The sequence below is a fragment of the Acidovorax sp. sif0632 genome (genome assembly GCF_019218805.1).
GTDB classification, from domain to species: Bacteria; Pseudomonadota; Gammaproteobacteria; order Burkholderiales; family Burkholderiaceae_C; genus Acidovorax; species Acidovorax facilis.
The window spans coordinates 513,290-537,648 of record NZ_JAHUWW010000002.1; the positions used below are offsets into that span (position 1 = coordinate 513,290).

24 protein-coding genes are annotated in these 24,359 nt (G+C 67.6%); 23 read left to right on the top strand and 1 reads right to left on the bottom strand.

Features of this window, described 5'->3' with window-relative positions; genetic code table 11:
• Positions 1-52: 52 nt before the first annotated feature.
• The 15 genes from KW832_RS07520 (at position 53) to cobT (ending at position 16,303) form a co-directional block, all read left to right on the top strand.
• Positions 53-1,411 carry a cobyrinate a,c-diamide synthase gene (locus KW832_RS07520; protein WP_218299415.1) on the top strand — a complete coding sequence of 453 codons (1,359 nt, stop codon included), beginning with the start codon at positions 53-55 and terminating at the stop codon, positions 1,409-1,411.
• Positions 1,408-1,995 (top strand): bifunctional adenosylcobinamide kinase/adenosylcobinamide-phosphate guanylyltransferase, encoded by a 588-nt coding sequence (locus KW832_RS07525; RefSeq protein WP_218299416.1) that lies wholly within the window; start codon positions 1,408-1,410, stop codon positions 1,993-1,995. The genes KW832_RS07520 and KW832_RS07525 overlap by 4 nt, the downstream gene beginning before the upstream one ends.
• Positions 1,995-2,897, top strand: coding sequence for an ABC transporter substrate-binding protein (locus KW832_RS07530; RefSeq protein ID WP_218299417.1), 903 nt, complete (start codon positions 1,995-1,997; stop codon positions 2,895-2,897). Before KW832_RS07525 ends, KW832_RS07530 begins: the two co-directional genes overlap by 1 nt.
• The gene (locus KW832_RS07535; protein WP_218299418.1) at positions 2,894-3,928 is read left to right on the top strand and encodes an iron ABC transporter permease; all 1,035 of its coding nucleotides are present in this window, start codon (positions 2,894-2,896) and stop codon (positions 3,926-3,928) included. Before KW832_RS07530 ends, KW832_RS07535 begins: the two co-directional genes overlap by 4 nt.
• Entirely contained in the window at positions 3,925-4,743 is an 819-nt protein-coding gene (locus tag KW832_RS07540; RefSeq protein WP_218299419.1) for an ABC transporter ATP-binding protein, read from the top strand. The genes KW832_RS07535 and KW832_RS07540 overlap by 4 nt, the downstream gene beginning before the upstream one ends.
• Positions 4,740-5,207, top strand: a complete 468-nt coding sequence (locus tag KW832_RS07545; RefSeq protein WP_008906167.1) for a hypothetical protein — start codon at positions 4,740-4,742, stop codon at positions 5,205-5,207. Before KW832_RS07540 ends, KW832_RS07545 begins: the two co-directional genes overlap by 4 nt.
• Complete coding sequence (locus tag KW832_RS07550; protein WP_218299420.1) at positions 5,204-5,590, top strand: DUF2149 domain-containing protein; 387 nt, start codon at positions 5,204-5,206, stop codon at positions 5,588-5,590. Before KW832_RS07545 ends, KW832_RS07550 begins: the two co-directional genes overlap by 4 nt.
• Positions 5,587-9,804 carry a cobaltochelatase subunit CobN gene (gene cobN / locus KW832_RS07555; RefSeq protein ID WP_218299421.1) on the top strand — a complete coding sequence of 1,406 codons (4,218 nt, stop codon included), beginning with the start codon at positions 5,587-5,589 and terminating at the stop codon, positions 9,802-9,804. Before KW832_RS07550 ends, cobN begins: the two co-directional genes overlap by 4 nt.
• A 29-nt stretch (positions 9,805-9,833) precedes the next feature.
• Positions 9,834-10,403: a cob(I)yrinic acid a,c-diamide adenosyltransferase gene (gene cobO, locus KW832_RS07560; protein WP_121508745.1), complete on the top strand. Its 570-nt coding sequence runs from the start codon at positions 9,834-9,836 to the stop codon at positions 10,401-10,403.
• 58 nt (positions 10,404-10,461) lie between these two features.
• Positions 10,462-11,418 carry an adenosylcobinamide-phosphate synthase CbiB gene (cbiB, locus tag KW832_RS07565; protein WP_218299755.1) on the top strand — a complete coding sequence of 319 codons (957 nt, stop codon included), beginning with the start codon at positions 10,462-10,464 and terminating at the stop codon, positions 11,416-11,418.
• A complete protein-coding gene (locus KW832_RS07570) occupies positions 11,415-12,482 on the top strand; it encodes an aminotransferase class I/II-fold pyridoxal phosphate-dependent enzyme (RefSeq protein ID WP_218299422.1) in 1,068 nt (355 codons plus the stop codon). Before cbiB ends, KW832_RS07570 begins: the two co-directional genes overlap by 4 nt.
• On the top strand, positions 12,479-13,273 hold the full coding sequence (locus tag KW832_RS07575; protein ID WP_218299423.1) for a HipA family kinase: 795 nt from the start codon (positions 12,479-12,481) through the stop codon (positions 13,271-13,273). Before KW832_RS07570 ends, KW832_RS07575 begins: the two co-directional genes overlap by 4 nt.
• Positions 13,260-13,652, top strand: a complete 393-nt coding sequence (locus KW832_RS07580; protein ID WP_055395250.1) for a DUF3037 domain-containing protein — start codon at positions 13,260-13,262, stop codon at positions 13,650-13,652. The genes KW832_RS07575 and KW832_RS07580 overlap by 14 nt, the downstream gene beginning before the upstream one ends.
• Positions 13,653-13,687: 35 nt before the next feature.
• Positions 13,688-15,169, top strand: coding sequence for a cobyric acid synthase (locus KW832_RS07585; RefSeq protein WP_218299756.1), 1,482 nt, complete (start codon positions 13,688-13,690; stop codon positions 15,167-15,169).
• Between the two features lie 63 nt (positions 15,170-15,232).
• Positions 15,233-16,303 (top strand): nicotinate-nucleotide--dimethylbenzimidazole phosphoribosyltransferase, encoded by a 1,071-nt coding sequence (gene cobT, locus KW832_RS07590; RefSeq protein WP_218299424.1) that lies wholly within the window; start codon positions 15,233-15,235, stop codon positions 16,301-16,303.
• A 25-nt stretch (positions 16,304-16,328) separates the two neighbouring features.
• On the opposite strand, the gene KW832_RS07595 is transcribed toward cobT, so the two are convergent.
• Positions 16,329-17,438 (bottom strand): GGDEF domain-containing protein, encoded by a 1,110-nt coding sequence (locus tag KW832_RS07595; RefSeq protein ID WP_218299757.1) that lies wholly within the window; start codon positions 17,436-17,438, stop codon positions 16,329-16,331.
• Between the two features lie 284 nt (positions 17,439-17,722).
• Between KW832_RS07595 and KW832_RS07600 the strand changes: the two genes are divergently transcribed.
• The 8 genes from KW832_RS07600 to KW832_RS07635 all read left to right on the top strand — a co-directional run bounded on the left by KW832_RS07600 (position 17,723) and on the right by KW832_RS07635 (position 24,336).
• A complete protein-coding gene (locus KW832_RS07600) occupies positions 17,723-18,793 on the top strand; it encodes an ABC transporter ATP-binding protein (protein WP_218299425.1) in 1,071 nt (356 codons plus the stop codon).
• Between the two features lie 60 nt (positions 18,794-18,853).
• Positions 18,854-20,146 (top strand): PotD/PotF family extracellular solute-binding protein, encoded by a 1,293-nt coding sequence (locus KW832_RS07605; RefSeq protein WP_176885539.1) that lies wholly within the window; start codon positions 18,854-18,856, stop codon positions 20,144-20,146.
• 184 nt (positions 20,147-20,330) lie between these two features.
• Positions 20,331-21,242, top strand: coding sequence for an ABC transporter permease (locus tag KW832_RS07610; protein WP_218299426.1), 912 nt, complete (start codon positions 20,331-20,333; stop codon positions 21,240-21,242).
• A 1-nt stretch (position 21,243) separates the two neighbouring features.
• Positions 21,244-22,131 (top strand): ABC transporter permease, encoded by an 888-nt coding sequence (locus KW832_RS07615; RefSeq protein WP_218299427.1) that lies wholly within the window; start codon positions 21,244-21,246, stop codon positions 22,129-22,131.
• A gap of 13 nt (positions 22,132-22,144) precedes the next feature.
• The gene (locus tag KW832_RS07620; protein WP_218299428.1) at positions 22,145-22,906 is read left to right on the top strand and encodes a GntR family transcriptional regulator; all 762 of its coding nucleotides are present in this window, start codon (positions 22,145-22,147) and stop codon (positions 22,904-22,906) included.
• Positions 22,907-22,922: 16 nt separating this feature from the next.
• Positions 22,923-23,669: an aspartate/glutamate racemase family protein gene (locus KW832_RS07625; RefSeq protein WP_218299429.1), complete on the top strand. Its 747-nt coding sequence runs from the start codon at positions 22,923-22,925 to the stop codon at positions 23,667-23,669.
• Between the two features lie 53 nt (positions 23,670-23,722).
• Positions 23,723-23,947 carry an AbrB/MazE/SpoVT family DNA-binding domain-containing protein gene (locus KW832_RS07630; protein WP_056169497.1) on the top strand — a complete coding sequence of 75 codons (225 nt, stop codon included), beginning with the start codon at positions 23,723-23,725 and terminating at the stop codon, positions 23,945-23,947.
• Positions 23,944-24,336: a type II toxin-antitoxin system death-on-curing family toxin gene (locus tag KW832_RS07635; RefSeq protein WP_121419644.1), complete on the top strand. Its 393-nt coding sequence runs from the start codon at positions 23,944-23,946 to the stop codon at positions 24,334-24,336. Before KW832_RS07630 ends, KW832_RS07635 begins: the two co-directional genes overlap by 4 nt.
• Positions 24,337-24,359 lie beyond the last annotated feature (23 nt).

The window sequence follows — 24,359 nt, forward strand, 5'->3', positions numbered from 1 at the left end:
GGGCGCGCCAGTTTCGTCGGCCGCTGGGTGAGTACCGCACTGGGGGTGGGGTGTGACACGCTGTCCCGCGCTGCTGATTGCAGCCCCGGCCTCCGGACAGGGCAAGACCACCGTCACCGCCGCCCTGGCGCGCCTGCACACACGCCAGGGGCGGCACGTGCGGGTTTTCAAGTGCGGGCCGGATTTTCTGGACCCGCACTGGCACCTGCTGGCCAGCGGGGCGCCGGTGCACCAGCTCGATTTGTGGATGAACGGTGAGGCCGACTGCGCGCAGCGACTGCGCGACGCCGCCGTCGAGTCGGACCTGATCCTCATCGAAGGCGTGATGGGCCTGTTTGACGGCAGCCCCAGCGCAGCCGACCTGGCCCGGCACTTTGCGGTGCCGGTGCTGGCGGTGGTCGATGCCTCTGCCATGGCGGGCACGTTTGGCGCGCTGGCCTATGGCCTGCGCCACTACCGCCCGGGCCTGCCCTGGGCGGGGGTGCTGGCCAATCGCGTAGGCAGCGCGCGCCATGCCGACATGTTGCGTGACGGCTTGCACGATGCCGACGACTGGATGGGCGCGCTGATGCGGGTGCAGCCAGGCAATGCGCCTTTAGCCGCCAAGGCCGGTGCGGCGCTGCTGCCCGAGCGCCACCTGGGCCTGGTGGCTGCGCACGAGCTGGACGACAGCCTGCAGCGGCTGGACGCAGCGGCCGATGCGCTGGCTGCTACGCCGCTGGGCCAAATGACGCTGGAGGACCTGCAGCGCTGGGGCGTGGACTTTCCGGCGCCTGCATCCACGGTTGCCGTGCCTGCGTTGCTCGCAGGCCGTACGGTGGCCGTGGGGCGTGATGCGGCGTTCTGCTTCATCTACGCTGCCAACGTGCAATGCTTGGAGCAGATGGGCGCGAGCGTGGTGTTCTTCTCGCCCTTGCACGATGCGGTGCTGCCCGATTGCGACGCGGTGTGGCTGCCCGGCGGTTACCCCGAGCTGTACACCGCGAAGATCGCGGCCAACACCGGGATGCAAGCCAGCCTGCGCGCCCATGTGGCCGCAGGTAAACCGCTGTGGGCCGAGTGCGGCGGCATGATGGCGCTGTTTGAATCCATCACCCTGGCCGATGGCAGCACGGCCACTTTGTGGGGCCTGCTGCTCGGTCACGTCACCATGCAAAAGCGCCTGGCAGCGCTGGGGCCGCAGCAACTGACCGTGGCAGGACACACGTTGCGCGGCCACACCTTCCACTATTCGACCAGCGACAGCAGCGCCGCCGTGGTGGCCCGCACGGCGCGCCCGAACGAGGCGGTTGCGCGGGATGCGGGCGAGGCGCTGTACCAGCAGGGCAGCATCCACGCGAGCTATTTCCACGCATGGTTTCCGTCCAGCCCCGAAGCCGTGGCCCACCTGCTGGGGGGCGCATCGGTATGACCATCACCACCGAACTGATTCTGGGCGGCCAGAAAAGCGGCAAGTCCCGCCGCGCCGAGCTGCTGGCGCGCGACTGGCTGGCGCAATCCAGCGACCACCGCGCCGTGCTGATCGCCACGGGCCAGGCCTGGGACGACGAAATGCGTGAGCGCATTGCCCGCCACCAGCGCGACCGTGCCGAGCGCGTGCCCGGCCTGCAGACGGTGGAAGAGCCGCACGACGTGGTCGCAGCCCTCACGCGCCTCAGCACGCCGCACACCCTGCTGGTGGTGGACTGCCTCACGCTGTGGCTCACCCGCTGGACCATGCCCGTGGGTGTGGAAGCCATGAGTTTTGAACAAAAACAGGGTCTAGCGCTTGATTGGCAAGCGCAGGCAGCTATGTTTTTGGTAGCGATTCGGAAATCCCCTGGCCCCGTTGTTCTGGTAGGCAACGAAATTGGCCTGGGGGTCATCCCGATGGGGCGCGAGGTGCGCGCCTTTGTGGATGCACTCGGCACCCTCAACCAGCAGGTGGCGCAGGTGTGCCCCCGGGTCACGCTGATGGCCGCAGGCATGCCTCTCACTTTGAAAGAACCCTGCTGATGAAACCAACCCCCGTGCGCCGCATCCTCTGGGTGATCGCCATCCTCATCGGGCTGGGTCTGCTCATGGCCGGGCTGGCCCAGGCGCAGCCCGTGCAGATCAAGGACGACAAGGGCCGCGAGATCTCGTTGCCGCGCCCGCCGCAGCGCATCGTGAGCCTGTTGCCGTCGTTGACCGAAAGCGTGTGCGAGCTGGAGCAATGCCACCGGATCGTGGGGGTGGACCGCTATTCCAACTGGCCGGAGGCCGTGATTGCCAAGCTGCCCAAGGTGGGCGGCGGGCTGGACCCGAGCATCGAGGCCATCGTAGCGCTCAAGCCGGACCTGGTGCTCATGTCCGTCAGCTCGCGTGCCAGCGACCGGCTGGAGGCGCTGGGCCTCACGGTGGTGCAGCTCGAGCCCAAGACCCACGCTGACGTGCGCCGCGTACTGGGCACCGTGAGCGACCTGCTGGGCGTGCCTCGCGCACAAGGCTCTGACCGCCTCTGGCGGGTGATCGATGCGGGCGTGCTGGCGGCGGCGCAGTCCCTGCCACCCAAGGCCAAAAATGCGCGCGTGTACTTCGAGGTGAGCCGGGGGCCCTATGCGGCGGGCGAGGCGTCGTTCATCGGCGAATCGCTCACCCGGCTGGGGGTGCGCAATGTGGTGCCCGCATCGCTGGGCCCGTTTCCGCGCCTGAACCCCGAGTTCGTCGTGCGCGCCAACCCCGACATCATCATGATCGGCAACCGCAGCATGCAGGCTATGGTGCCGTACCCCGGCTGGGCCACCATGCGCGCAATCCGCGAGAACCGGCTGTGCGTGTTTGGTCCTGGCGACTCCGATGTGGTGGTGCGCCCTGGGCCGCGCATGGCCGAAGCCGCGCGCATCATGGCACGCTGCCTGGTGGAAAAGGCCCCATGACCGGCGCTTCCATCGGTGTGCCCACCAGTTCCGCCACCCGCCGCGCTGCGTGGTGCGCTGCCTGGTTGCTGCTGGCCAGCGTCTTGCTGGCCCTGTGTGGCGCCAGCGTGGGCAGCACGGGCTTTGACAGCGTGCTGCGCATGCACGGCGATCCCGTGGCCTGGCAGATCGTGTGGGACATCCGCCTGCCGCGCACGCTGGGCGCCTGGCTGGCGGGCGCGCTGCTGGGCTTGTCGGGCGCAGTGGCGCAGGGGTTGTTTCGCAACCCGCTGGCCGACCCGTACCTGCTGGGCAGCGCCTCGGGCGCAGCGCTGGGCGGGGCTGTCGCCATGGCGCTCTTCGGGGTGTCGCCGGTGGCGGCGCAGTGGATGGCCCGCATCGGCATCACGGGCATGGCATTTTTGGGCGCGGCGGGGGCGGTAGTGCTCACGCTGCTGCTCGCCAAGGGCGTGCAGCACACGCTGCGCTTGTTGCTGGCGGGGGTTATTGTGGGCGTGGTGCTGGGTGCGCTGCGTGACCTGGTGGAACTGGCCTCGCCCGACATCCTGCAGGCCATGCAGGCCTTCACGCTGGGCAGTACGGCTTTTGTGGGCTGGGCGGCCTGCTTGCTCATGGCCGTGGCCTGGGCGCTGTGCTCGGTGGTTGCCTGGATGCTGGCACGTGCGCTGGACGGCCTCACGCTAGGCGAGGCCACGGCCGCCAGCCTGGGCCTGCCGCTCATGCCCATGCGTGTGGGGCTGGTGGCTGCCATGGCGCTGGCCACGGGCACGGCGGTGGCGCAAACGGGGCTCATCGCCTTTGTGGGGCTGGCCGCGCCGCATCTGGTGCGCTCCATCGTGCGCGTGACACACGAGCGGCACATCGTGCTGTCCAGCCTGATGGGCGCGGTGCTACTCATGGCGGCCGACATCCTCGCGCGCTGGGTGCTCGCGCCGCAGGAGCTGCCCGTGGGCGTGCTCACGGCGGCCCTGGGCGGCACCTATCTGCTGTGGCTCATGCACCGGCGCACCTCGCAAGGAGGCGCGCTATGAAATCAATAGCTATCAGCGCAAATGGAATAAGCGCCAGCATCGGGAATCGCTCAATATTGCAGGGCATTGACCTGCAATTGCCCGCCGGGCGCTGGACGAGCATCGTCGGCCCCAACGGCGCGGGCAAGTCCACCCTGCTCAAGGTGCTGGCGGGCCTGCTGCCACGTGTGGCGGTGCAGGGCGACGTGTTGCTGCTGGGCCGCCCGCTGGTACAGATTCCTGCACGCGAACGCGCCCGCCAGCTCGCCTGGCTGGGCCAGAACGAAGGCTCGGCCGACGACCTGACCAGTTATGACGTGGCCATGCTCGGCCGCCTGCCGCACCAGGCCTGGCTGGCACCGCCGGGTGCGGCCGACCACGCAGCGGTCGAGCAGGCGCTGCGCACCACGCAGGCCTGGGACTGGCGCCACCGCCCGCTGTCGCAGCTGTCGGGTGGCGAACGCCAGCGCGTGCTGCTGGCCCGCGCCCTGGCCGTGCAGGCGCAGGTGCTGCTGATGGACGAGCCCCTGGCCAACCTCGACCCGCCGCACCAGACCGACTGGCTGCACACCATGCGTGCACTGGTCGATGCGGGGGGCACGGTGGTCAGCGTGCTGCACGAGGTGTCGCTGGCGCTGCAGGCCGATGACATGGTGGTGATGGCACAGGGCCGCGTGCTGCACCAGGGCGCTTGTGATGCACCCGCCACGCATGCGGCGCTGGAAAGCGTGTTTGACCACCGCATCCACGTGCGGCATCTGGATGGCATGTGGATGGCGCTGCCCTCCCTGCAACGCAAGAACAACAACCAGGGAATGAAGGAAGTGCAAGCATGAACATCGAATCGGGTTTTTCGCAGGTTGCGCAGTCGTTGTTGTGGCCGGTGTTGGTGCTGGTGGGGCTGGCGTTTGTCTACGCGCTGTGGTCGGGCGGCGCCACGCTCATGGAGGCGTGGCAACGCTGGCGCCAGCCGCAGTACCGCTCGCTGCGCGTGGCGCCGGGCCTGTCGATGGAAGAGCTGGAGCTGCAACTGGTGCGCCAGGTGGAGCCCGTGCGCCTGCTCAGCCGCCTGTCGCCCATGCTGGGGCTGATCGCCACGATGATCCCGCTGGGCCCTGCGCTGCAGAGCGTGGCGGCGGGCAACGGCCAGCAGGCCCTCGCCGTTTTCAGCGGCGCCTTTGCGGGCGTGGTGCTGGCGCTGGCTGCCGCGTCGGTGGGCCTGGTGGTGTATTCGGTGCGCCGCCGCTGGCTGTTGGCCGAGCTGCTGGTGGTGCGCAAGGAGCGCGGGGTGGCGCAATGAGCTTGCGCCACTTGCACGTCCTGGCAGAGGACGACGACGACCCGATGCTGTCTGCCGTGAACCTGGTGGATGTGTTCCTGGTGCTGGTGGTGGCGCTGCTGACGGCCGTGGCCGTGCAGACCCAGACCAGCGCTCATGAGAGCGTCACCATCATCCGCAACGCGGGCCAGCCCGACATGGAAGTGGTCGTGCGCGAGCAGGGCAAGGAAGTGCGCTTCAAGGGCGCTGGCAGCGCAGCGCAAGGGCAGGGCGTGCGCGCGGGCGTGGCCTACAAGCTGGAAGACGGCAACATCGTCTACATCCCTGAAACGGGCGCTGCTCCTGCCAGCGCTTCGGCCGGTGGCGCGGGTGGCGCCGCCACGCCGGCACCCGCCAAGCCATGAAGGCGCTGATCTTGCGTGCGGCACTGTGGTGCCTGCTGCTGGCTGCGCCGCTCGTGCATGCCGTCCAGGCTGAGAAAGCCTTGCCAGCGGGCGGCGCTGATAAAACAGCGCCGGTGCTGCTCTGGCTCACGTCCGACATCACCACCGCCCCGCGCACGGCCATGGTGCAACGCCTGGCTGGCGAGGCGGGCCTGGGCTTTGTGCACATCGATTACCCGCTGGCCGGCCCGGCGGTACTGGACGCGGCCCAGGCCCTGAAGCTGGAGCGCGCACTGGCAGGCGCCGCCGTGGTGTGGGTGGATGCACCGCATGCCAGCGTGGAGGCACGCTTGCGCCGCATGGTCGGCGCGCAGCTCGATGCCCGCGCCACACGCGCCCCGGGCCGCGTGGTCTGGGTGCCTGCGGGCACGCCTGCTGTGGACCTGTCTGCGCTGGAGGCTCCCGCCCGCATGGTGGCTTACCTGCAGGCGGGCGGCCCGCGCAATCTCAAGAACGCCGTCGCGCTGGCGCGCGCCACGGTGGCAGGTGTTGGGATGCCGACCTTGCCCGCGCCCGATATCCTGCCCCCCCGGGGCATCTACCACCCCGACGCGCCCCGCCTGCTGCCCCATGCCGCCGCGCTGGAGGCCTGGCGCCAGGGCCAGCCCGCGCTGCGGAGCCTGCCCGCCGTGGCCGTGCTGGTGCACCGCCACCATTTTGTCGATGGCAGCACCGAATGGCTCGATGCCTGGCTGCGCACCTTCCGCCAGCAAGGCCTGTTCGCCTATGCGGCCTTTGGCCAGCAGGTCACGGTGCAGACCCTGGCCGAGGTGCTGGAGATGCCCCCCGAGAAAGGCAGCGGCCCCGGCCGCCTGAACGCCTCGGCCCTGGTGCTGCACCAGCTCGTGCCCCAGGCTGCCGCGCTGCAGCCGCTGCTGGCGCGCTGGGGCGTGCCGCTGTTGGGCACGCAGCCCTACCGCGCGGGCGATGCCGCCGCGTGGGAGGCCAGCGACATGGGCCTCTCGCTGTCCGATGTGCCGTTTTACCTAGCGCAGCCGGAGGCGGCCGGCGCCATCGACCCGGTGCTGGTGGCCGCGCACGGCGCCGATGGCAAGGATTTCCGTATCATCGAACGCCAGGCCCAGGCCGTGGCCGCCAAGGCGCGGCGCCTGATCGCGCTGCAGACGAAGCCCGCCGCCGACAAACGCCTGGTGGCCATGGTCTACAACTACCCGCCGGGCGGCACCAACTTCGGCGCGTCGTTCCTCAACGTGCCGCGCAGCCTGGAGCAGGTGTCGGGCGGCCTGGCCCAGGCGGGCTACCGCACCGAGCGCGTGCCCGAGCAGGGCTGGATCGATGGGCTCAAACCGCTGCTGGCCGCCTACTACCCCGGCGCCGATGTGCACGCGCTGCTGCAAAACGGGCAGGCCGCTGCGCTGCCGTTGGCGCGCTATGAGCAGCACCTGGCCACGCTGCCGAAGGCCGTGCGCGAGCGCATGAACGCGCACTGGGGCACGCCCGAAAAGAGCCGCTACGTGGTCGAGTGGCAGGGCGAAAAAGTGTTCGCCATCCCGCGTCTGCAGGTGGGCCAGCTCTCGGTATTGCCCCAGCCCCCGCGCGAAGAAACGCTGCGCCTGGGCCAGAACCCGTTCATGCACAAGTCCAAGGCGCCGTTGTCGCACCACTACCTGGCCGTGTACCTGTGGGCGCAGCTGGAGGCCGATGCGCTCATCCACTTCGGCACCCACGGCACGCAGGAATGGGCCGGTGGCAAGGCGCGTGCGCTGGATATGCACGACGACGCGCTGCTGCCCCTGGGCGACCTGCCCGTGGTCTATCCCTACATCGTGGACAACTTGGGCGAGGCCCTTACGGCCAAGCGCCGGGGCCGCGCTGTGCTGGTGAGCCACCGCACGCCGGTGTTCGCCCCGGCCGGGTTCGAGGCGCGCATGGCCCACATGCACGAGGTGATGCATGAGTGGGAAACCGTGGACGAAGGCCCCACGCGCCGCGCGCTCGAAAAGCAGCTGGTGGCGCAGTTTGTAGAGCACCAGTTGCACCGCGACCTGGGCTGGAGCGCCGAGCGCATCGCGGCCGATTTCCACGGCTTTCTTGAAATCCTGCACCCCTACCTGGACCAGCTCGCGCAAAGCTCGCAGCCCAAGGGCCTGGCCGTGTTCGGCCGCGTGCCCGCGCCCGAGCAGCGGCGCGAGACCATCCTGCAGGCGCTGCGCAAGCCGCTGATCGAGGCGCTGGGCGAAGACATCGACGAAGCCTTCCTGATCAAGCACGACGCGGTGCTGGCTGCACGCCCTGCACGCTGGCTGGAAGTGGCGTTGACCGACGCGCAGGCTGCCAGCGTGCTGGACCTGCGCCCCGTGCTGCCTGACGCGCCACCATCACAGGACGGCCTGGTGCGCGCCGAAGACCATGTGCCCAACCGCGCAGCGCGCCAACCCATCGACACGCCCGCGCTGCTGCAACTGGCACAGCGCGCGCAGGAGCTGGAGCGCCTGCTGGCGACCGAAGGCGAGATGCCCGGTCTGCTGGCCGCGCTGGAGGGCCGCTACCTGTCCGCAGCCTACGGCGGAGACCCCATCCGCAACCCCGACAGCCTGCCGACGGGCCGCAACCTCACAGGGCTCGACCCAAGCCGCCTGCCCACGCGCCAGGCCTATGCCGTGGCGCAGACCTTGTTCAACGACTGGTTCAAGGACTACCAGGCGCGCCACAACGGCCGGGCGCCAGAGCGCATGGCGCTGTCGCTGTGGGCGGGCGAAACGCTGCGCCACCAGGGCATCATGGAAGCGCAGGCGCTCGTGGCGCTGGGCATGCGCCCGGTGTGGGACGACGCGGGCCGCCCGGTGCGCGTGGAGACCATTGCCGCCGATGAGCTCAAGCGCCCGCGCGTCGATGTGCTCATGAGCATCACCGGCTCGTACCGTGACCAGTTCCCCGCGCTGATGGCGCTGCTCGATCGCGCCGTGGCCCAGGCCGCCACGGCCGAGCCCGGCAATGTGATTGCGCGCAATACCGAGCAGATCGGCCAGGAGCTGCGCAAACAAGGCGTGCCCCGCGCACAGGCTGAGCAACTGGCACGCGTGCGCTCGTTCGGCAATGCGGTGGGCGACTACGGCACCGGCCTGTCCGACGCGGTGCAAAGCGACGGCCTGCAAACCAACGATGCGCGCCTGGGCCAGATGTTCCTCGAGCGGATGAGCCAGCCTTATCTGGAGGGCGAGCCGGTGACGGGGGTTGCGGGCGGCACGGCGGCGAAGGCGCTGGGAGCGCACCTGCGCCGCACCGACGCAGCCATCCTGTCGCGCAGCTCGAACCTGTACGCTATGGTCAGCTCGGACGACCCGTTCCAGTACCTGGGTGGCCTGTCGGCCGCAGCCCGTGTGGCCGGCCGGCCGCAGGGGCTGGAGCTGCATGTGGCCCAGCTGCAGGATGTGAGTGAGCCCACCACCGAAACTGCACAGCGCGCCATTGCGCTGGAGATGCAGTCGCGCTACCTGCACCCGGGTTGGCTCCAGGCGCAGAAGGCCGAGGGCTATTCGGGCACGCTGCAGGTGCTCAAGGCCGTGCAGTTCGCCTGGGGCTGGCAGGCCGTGGCGCCCGACACGGTGCGCAGCGACCATTGGCAAAGCTTCTACGACGTGCTGGTGCGCGACAAGCACCAGCTGGGCCTGCCCGAGTGGCTGAAAGAACATCCACAGGCCTACGCCCAGTCGCTGGAGCGCCTGGTGCAGGCGCAGCGCCAGGGCTATTGGCAGGCCGATGCCGACACGCAAAAACAACTGGCACAGATGTACCAGGAACTGACGCGTGCCGCGCCGCTGGCGGCCGAACTGCCCAGCGTGGCCCGCTGGGTGGAGCGAGCGGCACGTGGTGAGTCCGTAGAGCTGACCCCGCCTGCTGGCATGGCCATTGCCGCGCCGCAGTCGCCAGCCCTGGCAGCGCCACAGCCTGCGCCCCCCACCGCTGACCTGCCCGCGCCGCCCGCCCAGGCAGAAGCACCACCCTCCGCGCCCGCCGTGCCTACCATGGGCGTGTTGCTGGAGCGGCAGCCCGAGCCAGCCCCTTCTGACAGCGCCACCGAGCCCAGCCCCGTGGAGCGCATGGCGGGCATCGTGGCCCTGCTGGTCATGGCCCTGGTGGCGATGGCGGGCGCCGCGTGGCAGGCGCGCCGTCCGTCCTCGTTGTCTTCCCCGTTGCAACCGGCCGGCGTGTGATGCCTGGCCTCTCTGAAAGAATCGACACCATGCAGATCGAAACCCCGCCGACCGAAAAACGCTACGAAAAGCCCGAGGGCGAACGCCGGGGCCTCATCATCGTCAACACCGGCGACGGCAAGGGCAAAAGCACGGCCGCCTTTGGCCTCGCGCTGCGCGCCCACGGCCGGGGCAAGGCTGTGAAGATCTTCCAGTTCATGAAGGTGCCCACCGCGCGTTTTGGCGAGCACCGCATGTTCGAGCAGATTGGCCTGCCCATCGAGGGGCTGGGCGACGGCTTCAGCTGGAAGAGCAAAGACCTGGAGCACTCGGCCCAGCTCGCGCGCGACGGCTGGGAAAAGGCGCGCGCCGCCATCCTGTCGGGCGAGCATTTCCTGGTGGTGCTGGACGAGATCACCTACCCGCTGATCTACGGCTGGCTGCCGCTCGACGGCGTGTTGCAGACCCTGCGCGATCGCCCCAAGGACGTGCACGTGTGCCTCACCGGCCGTCGCTGCCCGCCCGAGATCATTGAGCTGGCCGACACCGTGACCGAGATGCAGCTGATCAAGCACGCGTTCAAGGCGGGCATTCCCGCGCAGCGCGGCATCGAAGATTAGTGAGGCCGCCGTGTCCGACCACTGGCTTTTGTTGCTCACACCCGCCGGGGGCTGGCCCATGGTGGCGGTGTGGATCGGCGTGCCGCTGCTGGCGCTGGCGGTGGACTGGTGGCTGGGCGAGCCGCCCGCTGCTGGGCACCCGGTGGTCTGGATGGGGCGGGCGCTGCAGTGGTGGGGTGAGCGCCTGGCGCCCCGGATGCCAGTGGCCCGAGATTTCAAGCTATTTTGGCGCGCAGCGCTTGTCTGGTGTGCGCTGGCTGCTATTGTTTTTATACTCGGTTGGGCGGCGCAGAAGCTGGTGCTGATGCTGCACGGTTTTGTGGCGGCGGCGTTGCTGGCACTTCTGCTCAAGCCCCTGCTGGCCTGGCGCATGCTGCACGATGAAGTGCTGGCGGTGGAGGTGGCGCTAGGCCAATCGCTGCCTGCCGGGCGTGCGCAGCTGGCCCGGCTGGTGAGCCGGGATGTAAGCGCGCTCACCGCCGTTCAAGTGCGCGAATCGGCCATCGAGTCGCTGGCCGAGAACCTCAACGACTCCGTGGTGGCGCCGTTGTTCTGGTTTGCGCTGCTGGGCCTGCCGGGCGCTGCGCTGTACCGCTTTGCCAATACGGCCGATGCCATGTGGGGTTACCCGGGCATGCGCGGCGGGCGGTACTGGCAATGGGCGGGCAAGTGGGCGGCGAGGGCGGACGACGTGCTGTCGTGGGTGCCTGCACGCATCACCGCCTTGTTGTTGTCGGTGGTCGCCAAGGGCCTGCCTTTTTCCACTCTCGCCCGCCAGGCGCGCAAGACGCGATCCCCCAACAGCGGCTGGCCCATGGCGGCCATGGCACTGGCGTTGAACGTGCGCCTGGCCAAGCCGGGTGTGTACACGCTGCACAGCAAGGGCCACCGGGTTGGGCCACTCGATACGCGGCGTGCCGCGCGCCTGGGCACGCAGGTGGTGCTGGCGATGGTGCCGGTGGCGGCTGCCCTTCAGCTGCTGGTCCTGGTTGCCTTTGCCTGGGTGCATGCATGACATTCCCAGGTCCTTTTTGCTTGCCTGTGCAATTGCATGGTGGGCCGGACGCTGCGGGCATCCCGGTGTTTGATTTTTCGACCAACAGCAACGCCTGCGGGCCCAGCCCGGAGGCGCTGCGCGCCCTCCAGTCGGCCGATGCCACGCGCTACCCCGACCCGGCCTACACGGCCCTGCGCGAGGCCCTCGGCGCCTTCCATGGCGTGGTGCCGGGGCGCATCGTGCTGGCTGCGAGTGCCAGCGAGTTCATCCACCGCATCACCGCGCTGGCCGCACAGCAGGGCGCCGTGCAGGTGGCGGTGCCGCCGCACAGCTATGGCGACTATGCCCAGGCTGCGCAGGTGCGGGGGCTGGATGTGCTGCGCAGCGGCGGTGCTGCGGCGGGTTTGCAATGGGCGTGCGAGCCGTCGAGCCCTTTGGGGCAAGAAGATCCCGCGCTGGGCGCTTGGCGGCCGGGCGATGCTGCTGCCTGGCGTGTGCTCGACTGCGCGTATGTCCCTCTGAGGTTGGACCCCGAGGGCGCATGGACGGGCGCACCGCAGCCGTACCTGCCATCGGCCTGCTGGCAGCTCTGGACCCCCAACAAGGCCCTGGGGCTGACGGGCGTGCGCGCGGCCTATGCGATTGCGCCGCCAGACTCTGAAGGGCAGGCGCTGGGCCTGACGGCCCTGGCGTCTTCCTGGCCCGTGGGTGCCCACGGCGTGGCACTGCTGCAGGCGTGGACGCAGGCCACCGTGCAGCAATGGCTGGTGCACAGCCTGCGCACCCTGCGCGACTGGAAGGCTCGCCAGCAGGCTCTGTGTATCGATCTGGGCTGGGCCTTGCACGCAGGCAGCCTGGCCAACTATTTCTGCGCGCAGCCCGCCACCAACACGTTGCAAAGCGATCTGGCCGCGCTGCGAGCCAGCGGCATCAAGCTGCGGGATGCGACGTCGTTCGGCCTCCCCGGCACCGTGCGCCTGGGGGTGCTGGCGCCCGCGGCACAAGATGCGCTGCAGGCCGCATGGCAGGCGCTGCCGGGCCGTACCATCCCGCATTCCATCGGATCGAGGGAGACCTTGTGAGAACCATCACCGTCAATCGCTACGTCACGCCGCTGCGTGAAGGTGGCTCCATGCCCGCCATCGTCGAAGGCGACGACCTGGGCACCTACGTGCTCAAGTTCCGTGGCGCAGGGCAGGGCGTGCGCGCACTGCTGGCCGAGATCATTGCGGGCGGCATCGCCCGTGCGCTGGGCCTGCCCGTGCCCGAGATCGTGCTGGCCCAGCTCGACCCCGCCTTGGCGCAGACCGAGCCCGACCCCGAGATCCAGGACCTGGTGCGCGCCAGTGGTGGCCTGAACGTGGGGCTGGACTACCTCTCGGGCGCGCTCAACTTCGACCCGGCGGTGGATACGGTGTCAGATGACTTCGCCTCGCGCCTCGTGTGGTTCGATGCCTTGGTGGGCAATGTGGACCGCACTGCGCGCAACACCAATCTGCTCATGTGGCACCGCCAGCCCTGGCTCATCGACCATGGCGCGGCGCTGACCTTTCACCATGCGTGGAACGGCACCGTGGCGCAGCCCGCCAAGCCCTTCGCGCCGATTGCCGACCATGTACTGCTGGCGCGCGCCACGCTCCTCGCGCAGGTGGATGCCGAGCTGGCCGCGCGCCTCACGCCCGGGGTGGTGGCCGGCATCCTGGCCGAGGTGCCCGACGAGTTTTTGGTGCTGGCCGGTGCCGACCACGAAGAAGGCCTGCTGACCGCAGCCGCTACCCACCGCCAAGCCTATGTGGACTACTTCTGCGCGCGCATTGCCGGGCGCACCACTTGGGTGAATGCGCTGAAGGAGGCCGTCGATGCACGCGCCTGAGGTGTACGACTACGCCATCGTGCGCGTGGTACCGCGCGTGGAGCGCGAAGAGTTCATCAACGCCGGCGTGATCCTGTCGTGCCAGCGCACCGGCTTTCTCCAGGCTGCCATCGCGCTCGATGAAGCGCGCCTGCTGGCCATGGACCCGCACGCCGACATCGACACCGTGCGCCGCCATCTGGCCGCCATCGTGGCCATCTGTGCGGGCGACGAAGGCTGTGGCCCCATCGCCCGCCTGCCGTACCGCCAGCGCTTTCACTGGCTCACCGCCAAACGCAGCGCCATCATCCAGACCTCTCCCGTGCACACGGGCCGCTGCACCGATGCGGCTGCAGCACTTGAACACATCATGGACCGCATGGTCCGCCCACTGCCTTGACTGAAAACTCTGCTCCCCAATTGGCCCGTTGTGTGATGGTGCTGGGCACCACCAGCGGCGCCGGCAAAAGCTGGCTCACCACCGCGCTGTGCCGCTACTACAGCAACCTGGGCCTCAAGGTGGCGCCGTTCAAGGCGCAGAACATGAGCAACAACGCACGTGTGGTGCCTGGCCCTGCTGGTGTGATGGGTGAAATCGGCAGCGCCCAGTATTTCCAGGCCCTGGCTGCGCGCGCCGAGCCTGAGGTGCGCATGAACCCGCTGCTACTAAAGCCCGAGGCCGACACGCACAGCCAGGTCGTGCTGATGGGGCAGGTGAGTGCAGAACTCACGGCCATGCCCTGGCGCGGCCGCAGCGAAAGGGTGTGGCCGCAGATCGCTGCAGCGCTGGATGCACTGCGTGCCGAGAACGACGTGGTGGTGATCGAGGGCGCCGGTTCGCCCGCAGAGATCAACCTGCACGCCAGCGACATCGTGAACATGCGCGTGGCCCGCCATGCCGATGCACGCTGCCTGCTGGTGACGGACATAGACCGGGGCGGCGCGTTTGCCCATCTGTACGGCACCTGGGCGCTGCTGCCCGAGGACGAGCGTGCGCTGATCCAAGGTTTTGTGCTCAACAAGTTTCGCGGCGATGCCAGCCTGCTGGCGCCTGCGCCGCAGATGCTGCAAGACCTCACTGGTGTGCCCACCGTGGCCACCATCCCCATGCAATGGCGCCACGGCCTGCCCGAGGAAGACGGCGTGTTCGATGACCGCACGCTGTCAGCGGGCGCGGTGCACACCACGGTGGCCGTGGTGGCCTACCCGCGCATCAGCAACCTCGATGAGTTCCAGCCGCTCAAGAACGTGCCCGGCGTGCGCCTGCTGTGGGCGCGCAGCCCGGCCGACCTGGGCGGGCTGAAGCCCACCGATTGGGTGGTGCTGCCCGGCTCCAAGGCCACCGCCGCCGACCTGGCCTGGCTGCGCACGCAGGGTTTGGATCAGGCCATTGCCCATCACGCGGGCCAGGGTGGCACGGTGCTGGGCGTGTGTGGCGGCCTGCAGATGCTGGGCGAGGCGCTCATCGACACCGCGGGCATCGACGGCAATGCGCCGGGCCTGGGCCTGCTGCCGCTGGTCACCACCTTCGAGGTTGCCAAGACCGTGCAACGCACCCAGGCGCAGTTTGGCGCGGTGTGGGGTGCCTGGGCCGCGCTGGCGGGTGTGTCCGCCACAGGCTACGAAATCCACCACGGACAAACCGCCCAGCACCCGGCCATGGCTGCCAAGGGCGATGTGGCGCGCGAGGTTATCCCCGGCATCGCTTGGCAGAACCCGGCGGGCAACGTGCTGGGCGTGTACCTGCATGGCTTGCTGGAAGACCCCGCTGCGCTGCAGGCCCTGTTTGGCCGCGTGGGTGCGGCACCCGTGCCCACGCTCGATGCGGTGTTTGAAGGGCTGGCCCGCATGGCGGACGCCAGCTTTGCGCCCGGTGCGCTGCGAGCGTTGATCGCCCCAGATCCGGCCACCGCCTGAGTGCTGTTGCCCACGGCCTTCAGCCCTTCCTGTTTCCTTTTTCATTCTGTTGTCTCACACACCATGCACTCCCTGGCCCAGTTCACCGTCCCCGCCATCGCCGATATTTCCGACGCTCCGTTGACCGCCCGTCTGCAGCACCTGCTCGACAACAAGACCAAACCGCTCGGTTCACTGGGTCGGCTGGAGTCGCTGGCCCTGCGCATCGGCCAGGTGCTGGGCACCGAGGCTCCAGCGCTGCTGCAGCCGCAAATGCTGGTGTGCGCGGGCGACCATGGCCTGGCGGCCAAGGGGGTGTCGGCCTTCCCCAGTGACGTGACTTGGCAGATGGTGGAGAACTTTCTGGCCGGTGGCGCTGCCGTGAGCGTGCTGGCTCGCCAACACGACCTGGCCCTCACCGTGGTGGACTGCGGCGTGGCCAAGCCCATCGCGCCGCGCGATGCCGCCCCGGGCGCGCCCCAGTTGCTGCTGCGCAAGGTGGCGCCCGGCACGGCCGACGCGTCGGTCGGCCCAGCCATGACTGCGGAGCAATGCGCTCAAGCGATCACCAACGGTATAGAGGTGGTGCGCGCCTTGCCCGGCAATGCGCTGCTGCTCGGCGAGATGGGCATTGCCAACACCTCGGTCGCATCGCTGCTGCTGGCGCGCCTGGCGGGCCTGCCCCTGGCGGACGTCACGGGCGCTGGCACGGGCCTGGATGCTGCAGGCATCGAGCGCAAACGCGCCGTGTTGCAGCAGGCGCTGGACGCGAATGCCGAGGCCACCACGCCGCTGGCCGCATTGGCCGCGCTGGGCGGCTATGAGGTGGCCACGCTAGTGGGCGCTGTGTTGCAGGCAGCCCTGGAGCGGCGCGTGATTGTGGTGGATGGCTTTATCACCAGTGTTGCCGTGCTGGTAGCCAGCCGTCTGCAGCCTGCGGTGCTGCAGCGCTGCGTGTTTGCGCACCGCTCGGGCGAGCGCGGCCACAGCCTCATGCTGGCGCAAATGCAGGCCGAACCGCTGTTGGACCTGGGCCTGCGCCTGGGCGAGGGTTCGGGCGCTGCGTTGGTGTGGCCGCTGTTGCAGTCGTCCTGCGCGGTGCTGGCGGAAATGGCGAGCTTTGAATCGGCCGGTGTGGCCACGCAGACGGCTTGAACCTGCTGGACTTCCCTGCGTTGTATCAAGCGACGCAGGTCCGGTTGCGCCCCTCGTTCTTGGCGCGGTACAGCGCCGCATCGGCACGCGACAGCATGGCATCCAGCGTTTCGTGGGGGCCGGTCCAGCTGGTCAGCCCGATGCTGACCTCGCAGTCCAGGGGATGGCCGGCGGACAGCGTGGCGTGGATGCGCTGGGCCACGCCCTGGGCGGCGGCAGTGTCTGCGTCGGGTAGCAGCACCAGAAACTCCTCGCCGCCGTAGCGCCCTAGCCGGTCCGCGCGGCGCAGCACCTGGCGGGTGCATTCTGCAAAATGCACCAGCACCGCATCGCCATGCTGGTGGCCTCGGGTGTCGTTCACAGCCTTGAAGTTGTCCAGGTCCACCATCATGATGGACGGCCCGTTGCCGTAGCGCTGTGCGCGCTCCAGCTCTTCATCGCAGCGCTGCAGCAGCGCTCGGCGGTTCAGGGTGTTGGTAAGGGAGTCGTGGGTGGCCAGGTGTTCCAGCTCGGTACGCAGGCGGTCTGTGGCCATGAGCACCGCGCCGATGGACAGCATGAGCACTGTGATCACATAGGCCCCGATGTACAGCGTCTGGAACAGCGAAGGCTCCATCAGGTCGGCACCGGCATTCCCGGTCACGATCGAGATCAGCCGCACGGCCAGCACCGCCATGTGCAGGGCCAGCACCACCTCCACCAGCCGCACGGGGAAGTTGCGCCCACCGTGGCGCAGCATGAAGCGCATCTGTGCGATGTAGATCACCTCCATGACCACCGTGAAGAAGCCGACCCGCATGGCGTAGTTGGGCGCCCAGTAAGTGAGCACGATGAACACCAGGGTGGTGCCCACCATCAGCCAGTTCCATGGCCGCCAGACGGTTGGCTGCCCCATGAAGCTGCGCGTGCCCATGTAGTAAGTGACGGTGCCCAGCACCAGCAGTTGGTTGGCGAGCACTAGGCTGAGCCAGTCTGGGATGAGCCCGCGTGCGCCGAACAGCACGGTGGACACCAGCCACAGCAGCGGCGCTGCGGCCCAGGCGCCCACGCCGCGGATGGAGGGCGGGTAGTAGCGCCGCATGAACAGCAGCACGATGGCCATGATGGCGGACATGAAGCCCGCCATGGCAATCATCGAGCGTGGGTCGAGGTTCATGCGGCGAGCGCGGAAGGGCTGTACGTAAGAAATTGTTTCTTGATGCCGAGGCCAGTATAGCCACGCACCTGCGTGCGGACGTAGGGTGATTTACTAAATCCCGCAGTGCACCGTGTGCACCACAACGAGCTGCGTGTGGGCCGACTGTGGTGCACAAGCGCTTTGGTGCAGGTGCGATCGCGCACAGTGCTGGTGCATTTTGTATGCAAAACAAATAAAACATTGTGTACAAAGTTGGCACAGGCTTTGCGTACGGCAAGTTCATGCAAAGCCTCACCCCCGAGCCGACTCCGGCCGCCATCGAGATCGTCGCCCTGACCAAACGCTACGCCCAGGGCAAGCCGGCGGTGGATGCGATCAACCTGCGCATTGCCAGCGGGAGCTACTGCTGCCTGCTGGGCCCCTCGGGCTGCGGCAAGAGCACCACGCTGCGCATGATCGCAGGGCATGAGTCGGTGACCAGCGGAGATATCCTGCTGGAGAACCGCAACATCACTGACCTGCCCGCCGCCGCGCGCGGCACGGCCATGATGTTCCAGAGCTTTGCGCTGTTCCCGCACCTGTCTGCGCTGGACAACGTGGCCTTTAGCCTGAAGATGAAGGGCGTAGCCAAGGCCGAGCGCCAGGCCAAGGCGCGTGACCTGCTGGAGCGCGTCGCGATGGGCCACCTGGCCGAGCGAAAGCCCGCCGAACTCTCTGGCGGGCAGCAGCAGCGCGTAGCGCTGGCGCGGGCCCTCATCACCCAGCCGCGTGTCTTGCTGCTGGACGAACCTTTGTCGGCACTCGACCCCTTCCTGCGCATCCAGATGCGCGCCGAGCTGCGTCGCTGGCAGAAGGAACTGGGCCTGACGTTTATCCATGTGACCCACAGCCAGGAAGAAGCCATGGCCCTGGCCGACACCATGGTGGTGATGAACCACGGCGTGATCGAGCAAGTGGGCAGCCCGCATGAGGTCTACAACCGGCCCGCCAGCGAATTCGTGGCGCGCTTCATGGGGGGGCACAACGTGATCGACACGCCCGAAGGCAAGGTGGGCGTGCGCACCGACCACCTGCAGATTGCCCCCGCCAGTGCCGAATTGCCCGGGGGTGCCCAGCGCATGCAGGCCGTGGTGACCGACGTGGAGTACCAGGGCACCTATGTGCTGCTGGGCTTGCAAAAGCAGGGCGTGGCCCTATCGGCCAACGCCACGGCGGCGTATTCGGTGATGGTGTCCGAGGCCGCCTTTGCCGCGCAGCCCTACCAGGTGGGGCAGGGCGTGCAACTGCACTGGACGCTTGACCAGGCGCACCCGCTGTCTGTGCCCGCTCCCGCAATGGCCGTAGCCGCCTGACCGCGTCGCCACGCTCCTCTTTTTTCACCCGTCCCCTTCCGCAACCCAAGGAGTTTTCCCATGTCCGATGCTTCCCGTGCTGATTCCCCTGTTGTTGTCCCTGAAGCCACTGGTGTGGCGCGCCGCTCGCTGCTCAAGGGCACGGCGGGCATCCTGGCCGCTGGCATGTTCCCGGCCGTGCATGCGCAAGAGAAGATCGTGCTGCGCTACTTGGGCACGGCGGTGAACCAGGACAAGGCGATTGCCGAGAAGTTCAAGGCCGACACCGGCATCGAGATCCAGTACGTGGCCGTGACCACGGACGACGTGACCAAGCGCGCCGTCACCGCGCCCAACAGCTTTGACCTGATCGACACCGAGTACTTCTCGCTCAAGAAGATCGTGCCCACGGGCAACCTCAAGGGCATCGATACCAAGAAGATCAAGAACGCCGACAAGATCACCACGCTGTTCACCACCGGCATGGTGGCGGGCAAGGCCGTGGGCGACCAGGGCACCGCGCCCAAGAAAGTGATCTACCTGGAAGGCGAGAAGTCCAAGAAGTTCGCGACTGCGCCCACGCAGTTCATGAGCCTGATCCCCACCGTGTACAACGCCGACACCCTGGGCATCCGCCCCGACCTGATCAAGCGCCCCATCAACTCCTGGGCCGAGCTGCTCAACCCCGAGTTCAAGGGCAAGACCGCGATCCTGAACATTCCTTCGATCGGCATCATGGACGCCGCCATGGTGGTCGAGGCCATGGGCATCTACAAGTACCCCGACAAGGGCAACATGACCAAGAAGGAGATTGATCTCACGATCAAGACCCTGATCGAAGCCAAGAAGCAGGGCCAGTTCCGTGCGCTGTGGAAGGACTTCAACGAGTCGGTGAACCTGATGGCTTCGGGCGAAGTGGTGATCCAGTCGATGTGGAGCCCGGCCGTCACCGCCGTGCGCACCAAGGGCATCGCCTGCAACTTCCAGCCCCTGAAGGAAGGCTACCGCGCCTGGGCCGCAGGCTTTGGCCTGCCCGCCACGCTGAGTGGCCGCAAGCTCGATGGCGCGTACGAGTTCATCAACTGGTTCCTCGACGGCTGGGCCGGTGCCTACCTGAACCGCCAGGGCTACTACAGCGCCGTGCTGGAGACCGCCAAGTCCAAGATGGAAGCCTACGAGTGGGCCTACTGGATGGAAGGCAAGCCCGCCACGCAGGACATCAAGAGCCCCAATGGCGACGTGCTGGCCAAGGCTGGCGCGGTGCGCGACGGCGGCAGTTATGAGTCGCGCATGGGCGGCATCGCTTGCTGGAACGCGTTGATGGACGAGAACAACTACATGGTGCAGAAGTGGAATGAGTTCGTTGCGGCGTAGTAGAGGTTTCACCGCCTGAGGCGCTGCGCGCCTTCCCCCTCTCTCGACCCGCTGCGCGGGTCGGGAGGGGGACGCCCCCGGTGCGGCGGGGCGGCCCTTGCACGGGGGCACTGGCCTTGGGCAGCGCCAGTCTCAAGAGCAAGCGCCGAACGGTAGACCTTTGGATTCATTGATTGCAAACACCATGAGCACCACCACCCCGTCCTTACCTGCTGCAGCCGTCCCCGGTCGTAGCATTGCCGCCTGGTGGCAGGCCGCGCCGTTCACGCTGGTGTTCGCGCTGTTCTTCCTTGTCCCACTCGCGCTGATCGTGATGGTCAGTTTTTGGGACTTCAATGAGTACGAGCTGCTGCCCGGCTTCACGTTCAAGAACTATGTGTCGATTTTTGCGGGCTGTGGCGATGCGTCGGAGGGGCTGTGCGTCACGCTCAAGACGTATTACTCCACGCTCAAGTTCAGCTTCCTCGTGTGGCTGATCACGCTGGTGATTGGCTTCACTGTGGCCTATTTTTTGGCCTTCCATGTGCGCTCTTCGGGCATGCAGACGCTGCTGTTCGTGCTGTGCACCATTCCGTTCTGGACATCGAATGTGATCCGCATGATCTCGTGGGTGCCGCTGCTGGGGCGCAATGGGCTGGTCAACCAGACGCTGATGGGCATGAACCTGATCGAGACGCCCGTGGAGTGGCTGCTGTTCTCGGACTTCTCGGTGGTGCTGGCCTTTGTGCACCTGTACACCATGTTCATGATCGTGCCCATCTTCAACAGCATGATGCGCATCGACCGCAGCCTGATCGAGGCTGCCAGCGACAGCGGCGCCAGTGGCTGGCAGACGCTGTGGAACGTGATCGTGCCGCTCTCTCGCACCGGCATCATCATCGGCTCGATCTTTGTGATCACCATCGTCATGGGCGATTTCGTGACCATCGGCGTGATGGGCGGGCAGCAGATCGCATCGATTGGCAAGATCATCCAGGTGCAGACGTCCTACTTGCAGTTCCCGCTGGCGGCGGCCAATGCCGTGATCCTGCTGGCCGTGGTGCTGATGATCATCTGGGGCCTCACACGCCTCGTCGACATTCGCAAGGAGCTGTGAGATGAAAGTCCGAGAATCTCGTCCCGCCAGCTTCTGGCCCCTGGCCATCTTCTTTGCGCTGTTCGTGCTGTTCATGTACGGGCCGATGTTCGTCATCTTCATCCTGAGCTTCCAGGGCCCCGAGGGCGGGCTCACCTTCCCCATGCGCGGCGTGTCGCTGCACTGGTTCTCCAAGCTGGCCGAAGGGCTGGGCGTGGTGGACATCGGCGCGGCGCTGTGGCGCTCGCTGGGCCTGGGCGTGGCGGTGATGCTGTGCACGGTGGTGCTGTCGGTGCTGGCCGGTCTGGCGTTTCGCAAGCGGCTGGCGGGCGGCAACACGTTGTTCTTCATCGTCGTGGCCAGCCTCATCATGCCGTCCATCATCGTCTCGCTGGGCATCGGGCTGGAGTTCCGGCTCATCGACAACGGCATCAAGGCGGCCCTTGAATGGCTGGGCATGGAGAGCGCGCTGGAGGGCTATGGCACCTCGCTGGGCCTGTTCACCTCGGCCCTGGGCGCGCACCTGACCTGGACGCTGCCGTTCGGCCTGCTCATCATGTTTGCGGTGTTCAACCGCTTCAACCCTGCGTACGAAGAAGCCGCACGCGACCTGGGCGCCACGCCCTGGCAGGGCTTTGCGCATGTGGTGCTGCCGCTGATCGCTCCCTCGGTCGTGGGCATTGGCATGTTCGGCTTCACGCTGAGCTGGGACGAGATCGCCCGCACCTCGCAGGCCATTGGCGACGTGAACACGCTGCCGCTGGAGCTGCAGGGCCTGACCAGCACGGTGACCACGCCGTCGATCTACGCGCTGGGCACGCTGACTACGGTGGTGTCGTTCATCGTCATGGGTATCACGCTGGCGCTGGTGTGGGCCTTGGGCCGCAGGCGCAAGGGCCGCACGGGTTAAAAACGGCACCGTTATGACGACCACTATTCCCAGACCTCGGCGCGCACGCGCTGCAGCCCCCGAACCGACCGTTGCGCTCGAGGCCCCAGGCCAGCTCAGCGACAATGACATGTACGACCGCATGGTCTCGGCCATCCTCGATCACCGCCTGCCACCCGGCACCAAGCTGGTGGAGGACAAGCTAGCGGCGGCCTTTGGCGTGTCGCGCACACGCGTACGGCCTGTGCTGGTGCGGCTGGCCAACGAGCAGGTCGTCACGCTCACACCCAACCGGGGCGCATCGATAGCGCAGCCCACGCCGCAAGAGGCGCTGGAGGTGTTCGAGGCCCGCCGCCTGCTGGAGCCGCGCCTGGTGGAGCTGTTCATCGCCAACGCCACCGATGCCGACATTGCTGCGCTGCGCACCTGCATCGACGACGAAGAGGCCGCCCGCGCCAGCGGCGACATGCGCCGCGCCATCCGCCTCTCCGGCGACTTTCACCTGCACATCGCGCAGGCCGCAGGGCACCAGACGCTGGGCCGTATCCTGCGCGAGCTGGTCTCGCGCACCTCGCTCATCCTCATGACCTACAGCCCCAGCCATGCGCGCGAACGCGAAGAGGCCACCGCCTGCGGCTGCCGCGAGCACCGGGCGCTGATTGACGCCATCCGCCTGCGCGATGCGCGTGAGGCCGCGCGCCTGATGCTTGCGCACTTGGCGCGCATTGAAACGCAGCTGGAGTTCACGCCACCGGCTGCTGACGCGCCCGACCTGGCGCAACTGCTGGGCGCCTGAATCCTGCCACCTTGTTATGCGCCAACTGCTCGTCATCAACCCCAATACATCGGCCAGCGTCAGCGCCTTGCTTCAGCGGCATGTGCAGGCTGCTGCGGGCTTGCATGTAGCGGTGCGCACGGCCACGGCGCGTTTCGGCGCCCCCTACATCGCCTGCGAGGCCAGCTATGCAGTGGCGGCCCACGCCGCGCTAGATGCCTGGGCGAATGAACTGTCACAACACCAGCCGCAGCCTGATGCCGTGCTGATAGGCTGTTTTGGCGACCCGGGCCTGATGGCGCTGCGCGAAAGCAGCCCCGTGCCTGTGACTGGGCTGGCCGAAGCGTCTTTCATCGAAGCCGCTCGCCACGGGCGCTATGCCATCGTTACGGGCGGCGAGCGCTGGGGACCCATGCTGCAGCGCCTGGCGCAGGCGCTGGGCCACGCGCACGCGCTGGCTGGAATCCACACCGTGGCACCCACCGGCGCTCAACTGGCCGCCGACCCCGAAGCCGCCCGCACGCTGCTCGCCCAGGCCTGCCGCGACGTGGTGCGGCAAATGGGTGTGCAGGCCGTCATCCTGGGCGGGGCGGGGCTGGCCGGCATGGCTGCTCTGGTGCAGCCGCAGGTGACGGTACCGGTGATCGATAGTGTGGTGGCTGGTGCCACCTGGGCGCTGCGTGCGCACCCCGTGCCTCCAGAGCGAAAAGTGCCGGGATTCGATGTGGCGTGGGCGGGGGTGTCGGGGGAGATGACAGCGCTGGGAGTGGCCGGGGTGGTTTGACGCGGGGTGGTAGAAAGTCTAGTATTACGTTTGTAATTACTCGGAGGTTTCCCATGCACACTCTCAAACTCACCCAGGTGGGCAACTCTGTCGGCGCGATTTTCCCAAAGGAACTGCTGGCGCGGTTGCAGCTGGAAAAGGGAGACGAGCTGTATGTGACGGAATCGCCTGACGGTTTGCGGATCACCACCCACAACCCCGAATTTGAAGCGCAGATGCGCGTGGCGCGCGAGATCATGAAAGAGCGCCGGGCCGTACTGCACGAGCTGGCCAAATGAGCGAATGGGTCTGGCTGAACCGCGCCGTCATCATTGCCATCCACGAAGTGCAGCTGGCCGAACATGGGGGCGGGACAGGCGTCCGCGATGCGGGTTTGCTGGATTCGGCCCTGGGCAAGCCGCAGCAGCTGAACAACTATGGCGAGCCGCCGCCTGATGCAGCCGCGCTGGCAGCCTCGTATGGCTATGGAATTTCGCGCAACCATCCGTTTATTGATGGAAACAAGCGAACGGGCTATGTGGCGGCCGAATTGTTTCTGCGGCTCAATGGCTGGAGGCTTAACGCTGACGATGCATCGTGTGTGGTCACCATGCTCGCTGTTGCCGCTGGCGATATCACCGAAGAGGCCTTCGCCGCCTGGCTGCGGGCACATGCCGTCGCTTGCTAACGGAGGTTCCAAGCATTTTCTGT